Genomic DNA, 11,890 nt, shown 5'->3' with positions numbered 1-11,890 from the left:
CCCTCTTCGGCCATCGCGGGCAGGGCATAGGCGTACTCCGCGTCGACGCCGAGGCCTGTCACGTCGAACTCAAGGTTCATGGGGACGAGGGCGACATGGATCGCCTCTGCCGGGGCGTTTCCTCCGTTGACGACCACGACCGACTTTGCATCGTCGGAGAGCTGGCAGGTGACTGCAGGGAGGTTCTTCGTCTCGGTCATGATCTGCAGGCACATCGCAGCGGTCATAAGGACGACGAAGATCGAGACTCCCATGAAGACGTTCTCGGCGACGGCGAGAACGAGGCCGATGACCACACCGGCGGCAAGGATGAGAACCGGGACCTTATCCATACTATGGAGTCTCTCTCACATCATATAAGAGGTGAAGACATGCTCCCCTCGGCGTCACCCTCTTCATAACAGATATTCACCGTCCGGAGGCCACGAGGCAATGATAAACTCCATGTCCGATCCCCTTCGTCTGCTCGGGTATGCCCGGTGCCACCACCACGATCCGTACCCCTCTTCGGACGTAAACTCATTATGACACCTCCACATTTCCCCCCACCATGCCGATGAACTTCCGCAGCCTGATTTGAAAAGAATAGCACCGATTGTGCAGCCATCTGCACCACAGCAGATAATATTGTAGATGAAGACTAATATCTCAGGGATTGATCGTTACGGTACAGGGCCGGATCTCCGGCCCTGATCGACGCCGCAACAGACGAGAGATGGTGGAAAATACATGCTTGAATTAAAGTTCATTCGCGCCCACCCCGAGGTCGTCAGGGCAGACCTGGAAAAGAGGGGGGACACCGAGAAACCGGCCTGGATAGATGACCTGCTGGAGAAGGACAGGAGGAGCGGGGAACTCCAGATCGAGGTCGACAGGCTGAGGAACCGGCGCAACGTGATCGGACGCGAGATCAACGCGACCAGAAAGGCGGGCGGGGACGCTGCCGCTCTCCTCGACGAGGCGGCAGCCATACCCGGAGAGATCAAGGGGGCCGAGGCCGAGCTTGAGGAGATCAGGGAGAGAGTCCACTTCTACCAGATGCGCATCCCCAACATCCTCCATGAGAGCGTGCCCGTGGGCAAGGACGACACGGAGAATGTCGAGGTGAAGAGGTGGGGCGAGCCGAAGGTTCCCGCCTTCGAACTGAAGAACCACGGCGAACTGGCGGTGGAGCACGACTGGGCCGACTTCGAGCGCGCCACCAAGGTGGCCGGTGCAGGTTTTTACTACCTGAAGGGGAGACTTGTCCTGCTCGATATGGCCCTCCAGCGCTATGCCCTCGACCTGCTGGTGGAGCGCGGCTACACCCCCATATCCCCGCCGTACATGATGAACAGGGCGGCCTACGAGGGCGTCACCGACCTTGCCGACTTCGAGAACGTGATGTACAAGATCGACGGCGAGGACGCGTTTCTCATCGCGACCGCCGAGCACCCGATGGCGGCGATGTTCAAGGACGAGATCTTCGAGGCAGACGCCCTCCCGATCAAGTTCGCCGGGATCAGCCCGTGCTTCAGGCGCGAGATCGGTTCTCACGGCATCGACACGAAGGGGCTCTTCCGCGTCCACCAGTTCAACAAGATCGAGCAGTTCGTCTTCTGCAGGCCAGAAGACTCCTGGACTTTCCACGAGGAATTGCTGGCAAATGCCGAGGCGGTCTTCCAGGGCCTCGGCCTCCCGTACCATGTGGTCAATATCTGCACCGGCGATATCGGGACGGTGGCGGCGAAGAAGTACGACATCGAGGTCTGGATGCCGCGCGAGAACAGGTACCGCGAGGCGGTCTCCTGCTCGAACTGCACCTCGTACCAGGCGACGAGGCTGAACATCAAGATGCGCAGCCCGACCGACTTCAAGGAGAAGGAGTTCGTCCACACCCTCAACAGCACTGCGATCGCAACATCACGGGCGATCAGGGCGATCCTGGAGAACTACCAGCAGGAAGACGGTTCTGTCGAGGTCCCGAAGGTGCTCAGGCCCTACATGTACGGGCTTGAGACGCTGTGAGAGAGGGATCCTCTCCTTTTTTGAAGGGTCTTGGCCCTGTCGGGTGACAGAAACCGCCGGGAGCCGCACAGGGGTACACAGCCCAAACTCTTTTCACCTCCCTGTCCCATCCGGGCGGCGTGCAGGTGAGGGGTGGTGGCCGACCGCGTGGATGAGAAGGCAGAGGGACCTGACAGGGGTCGCCTCACCGACTTTCTCCCCCCTGACCGACTGAACGCGTTTGCCGACGGGGTGTTCGCGATCGTCATCACCCTGCTCGTCCTCGAACTGCCTGTTCCGGAGGGGGCCGACAGCCTGTTCCTGGCACTCATGGAAGAGTGGCCCGATTTCCTCGCGTATGTCATCAGTTTCGTATTTATCGGCGGGATCTGGATGACGCACGCGTCCATCACGCAGTTGACGGAACAGGAGGACAAGGTCACGTTTCGCCTGACCCTCCTGATGCTCTTCTTCGTCTCCCTGATGCCCTTCACGACGAGCGTGATGGCCGGCCACCTCACCGGAACAGGTTCGCATCTCGCCGTGCTCCTGTACGGACTGGACCTCTTCATCACGTCGGTCATGCTGAGCATGATCATGCGCTATCTTGTCTGGCGTCCGAAACTGCTCGTCGACGGCCTTGCCGAAGAGGACCTCAGGGAGATGGTGCGACGGCGGCGTGCGGGCGTTGCCTCCTGCGGTGTCGGCGTGCTGCTCGCCCTCTTTGTGCCCCTAGTGGCGGTCGCCGTGTACATCGCCGTGACGGTCTTTTTCTTCGTGCATCCTCTGATCGATAAAAGGGCGATCAGGAGGGCGGTGAAGGGATGAGGGCCAGGAACGGCATGATTAGAACATGTAGCCCGGCATCCAAAAGAGAGAGCGCTCATCTTTTCTTATACATCAATGCTCAAATAAACCATATCTCTGAGTTGAACGCCATCCTCAAAAATCGGGTGATCGTAGTTATCCAGAAAAATATTCTTGACCCTGTGTGAGATCTTAAATCCGCAATTCTCATAAAATCGAAGGATCGCAGTTATCTCACCCGTCCCAATGAACATCGTTTTGCATCTGTCCCTGTAATAGTCGAGAATGTATTTCACAAGAAACGTACCATAACCCCGACCCTGATATTTTTCAGCGGTTGCTATGCTTTTCAATTCATAGACGGCATCACCTTCCTGCGTGACCACGCATATGCTTTTCAGGTCGCCATCATAGAGAGCGAACATATCTCCCCGTTCCAGGTACCGATCAATCATGTCTTCCTGTTCATCGGCCAGCAGCAACAGATCGAGAAATTGTTTTTTGTTGGTCAAAATCGGTTTAACTTCCATTTTCGTACCCCTGTTTCATTCACATTTTTCTCGCGACTGTCGTCGCAATGCAACGCTCGAAGTGTATAACGTGTAATGGATCGGAGGCTATAGCCATATCGGCTGGGGGGTGCTGGCGAAGAAGTTGAAAATAATAAAAAGAATCGAGACACTTGTGATGGCAACTTGATGGAAAAATTAGATTATCTCCATCAACAGGGTACCGTTACGAATGAGGAATATAATGTAATTAAAAATAGAATCGTCTAAACCATTTTTGGAACAGAATATTTTTTTCTCCATCTTTTCTTTGAAATTATTTCCCGGGATTATCTGGTTATTCTTCTTTGTCTGCGTGACGGTCCGTCAGATCATCGTCTTCGTGTGGTGAGTTTTTTGAGGATTCGGAGGCGGCAGGATTTTTCCATCTCTTCTTTTTTGGCATTTTTTTGTTTGTCCTTTACATATTGGTGGATCGCGTCAATTTTATCCATTTCAGGTCTTAAATCGAGATTAGATCTTTCACTCAAAACAAAAATTACTATTGCAACACCAATACCTATCAATAACATCTCTAAATTGAGGTTTGTCTGAGATATGGGATTACTCATCTGAATTGTTGATGAGGTCGCTGAAAGCAAAATAGGGATGATTCCCACTATTATGGCAAATAAACCCATTAATAGAAGACTGTTCAACCCCCTCGAAGACTTCGCTTTTTGTTTTCCAAAGTTCTCTCTTGCCTGACCAGGTACAAATCTGCCTGAAACCGCTGAAACGATGAGACAATCTTCTATCCGACCAAGCCGCTCAATGATATCTTGGGTTTTCTGATCATTATCTATTGTTGTCCAGGATGTTGTTATAATCACTATAGCGGAGATTGCGAGTCCAGTAATCGCAAGACGATCTTCGAGACCTGCCAAATTTGAGAACACAATAAATCCCAGAGATAAAATTATAAATATTCCAGATATTTTCATAATCCACATATATTTCCGTTTTGTCCTATTCTCGTCGTTTGACTCATAATTCTTCGATGTGTGAGGTCTATACCATAGAGTACACAAAATAAATGTTGAAAGGACAATGTTAGCTCCTATAAATACCTCTAAAACCTCGAAAGTTTCCATTTCATCATCACCCGATTGTGCAGAGTTTATATTAGCAACCGGATATGCGGAAGAGTAAATATCCCTTTCGTTTTGTTTATTGCCGCCTTTTCGGTGTAAGAACCCCATTCAACCCTTCACCGTGCGGTATGATCGCGCCGATCAGCCAGGGAAAAAATTATCCATCTGAAAAAGAAAGAAAATTTAGTGAGGGGTTACTCCCTCTAGTTGTTCGTAAGTGCAACACACATCACAAGTGCGACGAGCCCGATTGCGAACCAGGCGGGCACGGCGTCCCTTGTGAATGCGCTTGAAGGGAGGACGATGTTCGTCTGGTTGGTCACCGTGGTCGAACATCTTCTTCCTTGAACGTGCATCTCAGCCATTTTTCACCTCCTTTATTGTCGGTAACGGAAAGATCTGGTGGACCTTTTCGCCCCCCTGCAAGTGGATATCGTATCATTACTGATTGCCTCCAAGAGATCTTAGGAATTGAAGAAACAGATATGCTCCCGCTCCAATCAAACAAATGAGCCCCAGAAGTTCAATTAACTCTTCCTGATCCATCTGATCGAGAGTATTGACGTACTTGTTTACGGTGTTGCGGTTTATGCCGAGATGCTGTGCGATTTGTGCGTTGTTCATCCCTCTATTCCGCTGGATAACAATATCTTTGAGCATAGCAGGATTCAAATTATATTTCTTTGCTAACTGGACGAACTCATCATTAGCCCGATCCAGATCGCTCATATTGTAATCCGGTGCCATACATTATGATTTGTAGCAATAGTATTTATGCCTATTGTTATGTTTTAGTCATTGTGACTACCTGGCTGGTTGTGTGCTGATTAATTCGTCTCATCCCTCTTTTTGTTACCACCTCTTTATCAGGGCCGCGCCGCATGAGATGTCGGGGCGATCCGGAACTGTGCGGCCAACCAAAGAGAAAAAATGAGAAAAAGAAAATTACGAAAGAAACTATCTCCAAGCGGAAGAAGAAAAGGTTGAACACTACGCTCTCAGCTGAAGCGCACGAATTATTACAAGAATCAATCTCGAATGCGTCTCGCTCTCCCAAATCATATCACAAAATGGAAGTGGGCCCGATGAGGCTCGAACTCATGACCTCCCGGTTATCAGCCGGGTGCACCACCGACTATGCTACGGGCCCTAATACACTCGTATTAGTGCCTGTAAATGTTGTACCACCTCCGATTTAAAGGTTGCGTCAGAACCCCGCTCCCGGGCCGCCCGAGAACGACATAGTTAAAGAACACGCAGGAGTAATAGCACTGGGACGAGATCCATGGCTAAACAATACCTCCTTGGAAACGAAGCCATCGCGCACGCCTGCATCGAGGCAGGCCTCGACTTCGCGAGCGGCTATCCGGGAACCCCATCGTCCGAGGTGATCGACACCCTGCGGGCGCAGAAAAAGCGTGAGTTCTATATCGAGTGGTCGGTGAACGAGAAAGTCGCGTTCGAGAACGCCCTCGCCGCCTCCTGGTGCGGCCAGCGGTCGATGGTCACGATGAAGCACGTCGGCCTCAACGTCGCCGCCGACCCCCTGCTGACGAGCGCGTACACCGGGGCAAAGGGCGGTTTCGTCGTCCTCTCAGCCGACGACCCCTATGCACACTCCTCTCAGAACGAGCAGGACACGAGGAGGTACGCCCACTTCGCCAAACTCCCCTGCATGAACCCGTCGAGCGTGCAGGAGGCGCACGACATGATGAAGGACGCCTTCGCCCTCTCCGAGCAGGTCGGCCTCCCTGTCCTCTTCCGCCCCACCACCCGCATCTGCCACTCCAAGGGCGACGTCGACCTCGGCGAGGTCTCGGATGAGCACAGGACTGGCGTCTTCGAGAAGGACCCGAAGCAGTATGTGGTCATCCCGGCCCACACGAGAGTCCTCCACAAGAAATTGAACGAGAAACAGCCCATGGTCAGGAAGGCCGTCATGGACCTCGGCTACAACACCGCGGAGGTGCGGGGCGAGACGGCCGTCGTCGCGAGCGGCATCGCCGCCTCGTACGTGCAGGAGGTCATCCCCGAGGGCGTCTCCTTCATGAAGGTCGGGTGCTTCCCCATCGACGGCGCATGGATGGAGGCATTCGTCCAGCAGCACAAAAAGGTGCTCGTCGTCGAGGAGGGTGCGCCGATCGTCGAGGAACGCCTCAGGCAACTCGCCTGCGGCGTCGAGGTCTTCGGCCAGATGAACGGCGCCGTCCCGATGGAGGGCGAACTCTCCCCCGCGGCCGTCGCCGCCTCGATGGTGAAGGCCGGCATCCTGAAAGATAACCCCTTCCAGAGCCCTGCCCCTGCCGAAGGCCTCCCGCCCCGCCCTCCCATCCTCTGCGCCGGGTGCGGACACCGGGCGACGTTCTACGCCATGAAGAAGGTCTTCCCTGACGGGATCTTCCCCTCAGACATCGGTTGCTACACCCTCGGCCTCCAGCTCGGCACGGTGGACACCACCATCTGCATGGGCGCTTCGGTGACAGTCGGGAGTGGCATCGCCAACGCGGGCGAGAAGAGGCCGGTCGTCGCCACCATCGGCGACTCGACCTTCCTCCACACCGGCATCCAGGGCCTCCTCAACGCCGTCTACAACGGCGCCGACATGACCCTCGTCATCCTGGACAACAGGATCACCGCCATGACCGGCCACCAGCCCAACCCCAACACCGGCGAGACCGCGATGGGCGAGGCAAGCGTCCCCATATCCCTGGAGGCGATCTGCCGGGCCTGCGGGGCGTCCTTTGTCGAGACCATCGACCCGTACGACCTGACCGCCACCCTCGAGGCCCTGAAGGCGGCAAAGGCCCGTGCGGGCACGAAGGTGATCATCGCCAGGCAGGCCTGCGTGATCACGGCGCGGCGTGCCGGCGTGCGGCGGGCGCACTATCGGGTCGACCCCGAAACCTGCACCGCCTGCGGCGCCTGCCTCCGCTTCGGGTGCCCGGCCATCGGGAAGGACGCGGACGAGAAAGCGGAGATCAACGAACTTTGCTCGGGCTGTGGGGTCTGTGCGGATATCTGTCCTGCCGGGGCCATCGTGAAGGAGGGGAGAAAATGAGCAGTTATGATCTTCTGATCGTCGGCATCGGCGGGCAGGGCACGATCCTTGCCTCGAACATCATCGGCGAGGCCTGCCTCCTCGAAGGCGTCCCGATCAAGGGCGTCGAGACCCACGGCATGGCCCAGCGCGGCGGTTCCGTCGAGAGCCACGTGCGTATCGGCGGCACCTTCGGCCCCCTGATCTCGCCGGGCGGGGCCGACCTGATGATCGCTCTCGATCTCATGGAAGCGGTGCGATACCGCCACTACCTCAAGCCCCAGGGCAGGATCATCGTCAACGACCACGCCGTCGTCCCGACTTCGGTCTTCATGCAGAAACTCCCGATGCCCGCACGCGACGACCTCCTCGCCGCCCTCGACGGCCACCCGGTCACCCTGGTCGACGCCGCTGGCCTCGCCGCAGAGGCGGGCAACCTCATCGTCCAGAACGTCGTCATGCTCGGCGCCGCCGCCCCCCACCTCCCCCTCAAGGCGGAGAGCCTGGAGGAGGCGGTCAGGCGCCTCGTGCCGCAGAAGTTCCTGGACCTCAATCTCAGGGCCTTCGCCCTCGGCCGCGAGGCCGGGCGGTCCTGATCTCCCTTTTTTTGGCTCTGGAGAATTCCTGTTCTGGAGAGGCTCTCACCCCCTCCTGTGCCCATTCGCCGCTGCAGGGGAAGTAGAAAAAATAGATTGATTATTTAGTGCCTCTTCATGACGGCGTATCCACCGATGAGAGCCGCCGCAACAACGATGAATAGGGCGATCCAGAACAGCGGGATGCCTCCGGTCCCTGTCACTGGAGTGGATGCGGTCGTGGTAGTGATAACAGAGGTCGTGGTCGTCGTCGGGGCAGTCGTGACCGGTTCTTCTGCCGCTGGGCCGATAAGGAGGGCGTAAGTGCTGAAGTGGCTGATCGGTGCAGTGACGGTATGCGCGGAAACCTCAGTCTGCAACTCTTTCCATGCACCGGTCGAGGGGTTGTACCCCTGCACGACCAGGCGGGCCGGGTCGCCGCCTGCCTTGCTGAGCAATGCAGCCCATTCATCGGCGGTGAAGGTGAAGACGAGGCCGATCGCCGGGGAGAAGGTGGCATCGGCCGGGGAGCATTCGACGGCATAGCCGGAGAAGGTGAGGGAGGAAGCAGACGGGAGGACCGATATAGCAGTGATCCCGACCTCAGGGAGGGGCTTGCCGTCTTTGTCGAGTGCCTTCACGCCGGTCTCCAGGGAGAGGTGTGCGAACATTCTGTCGACATAGACGATATACGGCCTGAGTACACCGCCCCAGGATGCGGTGAGGAGGGGTGCCGTGCCGGTCGAGGTTGTCGGCTTCACGGAGTTGCCGCCGCCGCTGCTATGAGAGGACGAGGATGGGGAGGTGGGTTCAGGTGTGGCGGCTGCCTTCGTCGCTCCGACGGCAAAGGCGGAGAAACCTTCCGGGGAGTAGGCCTCGAAGATCATCATGCCGTCGGTATCGAGGCCGAGATAGGTTGTCTCAAGGACACTGGTGACGCCGTCGTCGCCTTGCCGGAAGATCCGGATCGCATCCGTGCCGCCGTGGGCGTTCACCCATTCGGGTGAGACGGTCAGGTGGAGATAGGCGTCGCTGATGGTGTCGTTTGCGCCCAGGTTGGTCTTGGTGAAGTAGACCGCATAGGCCGTCGAGGTGAGATTGAGGCCTTCATCGGCGGCTGCAAGGGTGAAGGCAGTCGACGCCCCGTCGCTCGGTTTGTCGTAGATCGAAGTCTTGATCCGGAGATCGGGGTTGTAGACGTTCATCGAGGCGTTGAATGCAACCGAGACATTACCGACGTCTCCGAGGGGGGCGGTCGACGGCCGGCTGCTTTCGAGCAGGACACCGGTGACGTTCCCGGTCGAGACCGTGCCGTTCGTGCTCAGGCCGTCGGTCCGGAGGGTGAGGTTGAGATTGCCGGTCGAGAGGAGGATGGCGTCCCCGCTCACGGTGCCGTTGCCGGCCGTGGCGTTGAACAAGACCTGCTGCTGCCCGCCGCTGAACGTGATGTTCATGCCCTCGCTGTCGAAGACGTAATCGGTTTCGTCTTCGGGGGGAGCGGGCGGGACGTCGCGGACGCTGATGAACCGGGGTCTGACAAGGGCGTCGGTGCCGGCGGTGTTCGTAACGATCAGGGTAACGGTGTACCGTCCGATGGAGGTGTAGGTGTGGGTCGGGTGCTGCGTGGTCGAGACGGCACCGTCGCCGAAGGACCACAGCCAGGCCGTGGCGTCGGTCGAGAGGTCGGTGAACTGCACGGAGAGCGGGACGGCACCGTCGGTCGGGGCGGCGGTGAAGTTAGCCACCGGAGGGTCTACAGGCTTTTCAAGGTTGAAGTGGACCGAGGCAGTCTGATCACGGACGACCGTCACCTGCGAGGAAGCGTCGAGGTAGCCTACCTTCGTCACGGTAATAGTGTGGGTACCCACCGGGACGTTTGCGAGGGTGCCGTTCGTCACCTGGCCGGTGGACACCCCGTCAAGGGAGATGGTCGCACCTGCGGGAACGGAGGTAACCGAGATGCTCCCGGTCTCTTTCTCAAGGACGAAGTGGACAGAGGCGGTCTGACCGGAGGAGACAGTCACCGTCTTCGAAGCAGCCCTGTAGCCGGAGAGTGTTACGGAAACGGTGTGCTCACCGACAGGGATGTTCGCAAGGGTGCTGTTCGTCACCTGGCCAGTGGTCACCCCGTCAAGGGAGATGGCCACACCCGACGGAACCGAAGTCACTGCGATGCTCCCGGTCTCCGGTGTCGTCCGAACGTGCAGGTCACGATGTGTCACAACACCGGGTGTGAAGGTTGCCGTCTCTTGTGCCGCCTGTCCACTGACCAGAAACGTGACGATCTGGCCCTCCTGCCCATCGGTGCCGCTGACAACGAGGCGTGCCCCTTCCATAGTGGTTGAACTGCCATATATGCCCGCAACGGTCGTCGTTACGGAACCTCCCCTCGTATCCCCGATCATGGCGGTTATCTCGGTTCCGGCCGGGGCCGGTGAGCCGTCGATCGTGACGGTCCCCCAGAACTCGTGAGGGAGAGCGGGGACGCTCTCGTCTGCCGCTACACCGGCGACGAGGGCGATGAGGAGAATTAAGATGCCGCAATACTCTGTTTTCATCTCATCACCTTCATGCTCCGATTGCGCAGAGAGTGTCGGGACTGTCCATGTACAGCCAGTATCCCTGCATGGGGTTCATCGGGCGGTCGTCGCCGTGGCGGCCTGTTGCTCCGCGGATGATCGAGATGTCGTAGGCCTGTGCCTTTGCGTCGAACGCAAAGAGGGTCGCCCAGTTCTTTTCGACCGACCTGAGGGTGGTGACCGCGGGTTCGGGGATGGTGTCGGAGAACCCGATGGCGTTCCAGCCTCTGTCGAGGTCTTTCGTCGGGGGGGTGGAGACCGATCCGCCGGCGAAGGAGAGGGGGATCGTGTACGTGCCGTTTGCGAAGATCCAGACACCGTCGAGGGGCTGGAACGATTCCTGTGAACTCATCGCCTCCCAGCGGCTGGTACCGTTGTACAGGAGGACCGAGTGGCCGCCGGTGTCCACGTCGTCGAAGATCGCGATGGTGTCCTGACCAGCGGCGAGGGTCTTCGGCGTCGAGACGAAGTTCCAGCCGGGCCAGAGGGTGATCGCGGCCCTGCTGAGGGCGACGTGGACCGTCGAGGTCTCGCCGACGGCGACGGTCACCGTCTCCTCGGCATCGAGGTAGCCCTCAAGGCTCAGGGCGATTGTGTGCTCGCCCGGCGAGATGCGGGTGAGGGTGGCGTTCGTCATTTCGCCGGTGTCGGTACCGTCGAGAATGATGCGGGCGCCGTCAGGGGAGGAGGTGACCCGGATGCTGCCGGAGGGTTCGAGGAGGGTGAGGGAGACGGTCGCTGTCTCTCTATCGACGACGGTCACGGTCGTCGAGGCATTCAGGTAGCCGGATTTCTTCACGGTGATCGTGTGCTCCCCGGCCGGGACGTTCTCAAGGGTTGCGTTCGTCGTCGTCCCGGTGTCGGTGCCGTCGAGGAAGACTTTTGCACCGTCGGGCGTCGAGGCGACGGCGATGTTCCCGGTCGCCGCGACGAGGTCGAGGTGGAGGGTCGTCGTCTCGTTGTACCGGATCGTCACGTTCGCCTCGGCGCTGCGGTAGCCGTCTTTCGTCAGGGTGACGGTGTGGTCGCCGACGGCGATGCCGCCGACGGTGGCGTCGGTGGTCTTCCCGGTATCGGCGCCGTCGACGAAGATGGCGGCGCCAGTCGGCGTCGAGGTGACGGCGAGGCTGCCGGTGTGGGTGGTGAGGTCGAGATGGATCACCGCGGTCTTCCCCTCGGTGACGAAGACCGGCGTCGAGGCGTCGGCATAGTCGTCGAGTTTCAGGGTGACGACGTGGTCGCCGGCCGGAACGTCTTCGAGGAC

The 11,890-nt window shown here is 58.1% G+C and carries 11 protein-coding genes and 1 tRNA gene; 4 read left to right on the top strand and 8 right to left on the bottom strand.

From position 1 onward, the window contains the following. Positions 1 to 332: hypothetical protein (locus PHP59_RS08805; protein ID WP_300166117.1), on the bottom strand; the 332-nt coding region annotated here is incomplete at its 3' end. 397 nt (positions 333 to 729) lie between these two features. Between PHP59_RS08805 and serS the strand changes: the two genes are divergently transcribed. Both serS and PHP59_RS08795 read left to right on the top strand, forming a co-directional pair. Next, positions 730 to 2,007 (top strand): serine--tRNA ligase, encoded by a 1,278-nt coding sequence (gene serS, locus PHP59_RS08800; RefSeq protein WP_300166115.1) that lies wholly within the window; start codon positions 730 to 732, stop codon positions 2,005 to 2,007. A gap of 147 nt (positions 2,008 to 2,154) precedes the next feature. Further along, positions 2,155 to 2,814, top strand: a complete 660-nt coding sequence (locus PHP59_RS08795) for a TMEM175 family protein (protein ID WP_300166113.1) — start codon at positions 2,155 to 2,157, stop codon at positions 2,812 to 2,814. Positions 2,815 to 2,879: 65 nt separating this feature from the next. Here PHP59_RS08795 and PHP59_RS08790 read toward each other — a convergent pair whose 3' ends face one another. The 5 genes from PHP59_RS08790 to PHP59_RS08770 all read right to left on the bottom strand — a co-directional run bounded on the left by PHP59_RS08790 (position 2,880) and on the right by PHP59_RS08770 (position 5,585). After that, the gene (locus PHP59_RS08790; protein ID WP_300166111.1) at positions 2,880 to 3,323 is read right to left on the bottom strand and encodes an N-acetyltransferase; all 444 of its coding nucleotides are present in this window, start codon (positions 3,321 to 3,323) and stop codon (positions 2,880 to 2,882) included. Positions 3,324 to 3,673: 350 nt separating this feature from the next. Beyond that, positions 3,674 to 4,543: a hypothetical protein gene (locus PHP59_RS08785; RefSeq protein WP_300166109.1), complete on the bottom strand. Its 870-nt coding sequence runs from the start codon at positions 4,541 to 4,543 to the stop codon at positions 3,674 to 3,676. Between the two features lie 95 nt (positions 4,544 to 4,638). After that, complete coding sequence (locus tag PHP59_RS08780) at positions 4,639 to 4,800, bottom strand: hypothetical protein (RefSeq protein WP_300166107.1); 162 nt, start codon at positions 4,798 to 4,800, stop codon at positions 4,639 to 4,641. 76 nt (positions 4,801 to 4,876) lie between these two features. Beyond that, positions 4,877 to 5,182 (bottom strand): winged helix-turn-helix domain-containing protein, encoded by a 306-nt coding sequence (locus PHP59_RS08775; RefSeq protein ID WP_300166105.1) that lies wholly within the window; start codon positions 5,180 to 5,182, stop codon positions 4,877 to 4,879. 330 nt (positions 5,183 to 5,512) lie between these two features. Then, positions 5,513 to 5,585 (bottom strand) — tRNA-Ile (locus tag PHP59_RS08770). Between the two features lie 135 nt (positions 5,586 to 5,720). Between PHP59_RS08770 and iorA the strand changes: the two genes are divergently transcribed. Both iorA and PHP59_RS08760 read left to right on the top strand, forming a co-directional pair. Next, entirely contained in the window at positions 5,721 to 7,493 is a 1,773-nt protein-coding gene (iorA, locus tag PHP59_RS08765; protein WP_300166103.1) for an indolepyruvate ferredoxin oxidoreductase subunit alpha, read from the top strand. Then, a complete protein-coding gene (locus tag PHP59_RS08760; RefSeq protein WP_300166101.1) occupies positions 7,490 to 8,068 on the top strand; it encodes an indolepyruvate oxidoreductase subunit beta in 579 nt (192 codons plus the stop codon). Before iorA ends, PHP59_RS08760 begins: the two co-directional genes overlap by 4 nt. A gap of 104 nt (positions 8,069 to 8,172) precedes the next feature. Here PHP59_RS08760 and PHP59_RS08755 read toward each other — a convergent pair whose 3' ends face one another. Together PHP59_RS08755 and PHP59_RS08750 are read right to left on the bottom strand one after the other, a co-directional pair. Further along, a complete protein-coding gene (locus tag PHP59_RS08755; RefSeq protein WP_300166099.1) occupies positions 8,173 to 10,605 on the bottom strand; it encodes a PEGA domain-containing protein in 2,433 nt (810 codons plus the stop codon). A gap of 10 nt (positions 10,606 to 10,615) precedes the next feature. Continuing rightward, a partial coding sequence (locus tag PHP59_RS08750) for a PEGA domain-containing protein (protein ID WP_300166097.1) occupies positions 10,616 to 11,890 on the bottom strand: 1,275 nt, incomplete at its 5' end.

Source organism: Methanofollis sp. (assembly GCF_028702905.1).
Classification (GTDB): domain Archaea; phylum Halobacteriota; class Methanomicrobia; order Methanomicrobiales; family Methanofollaceae; genus Methanofollis.
The sequence above is the reverse complement of the archived record's forward strand: the minus strand, read 5'-3'. Positions and strand labels throughout refer to the sequence as shown.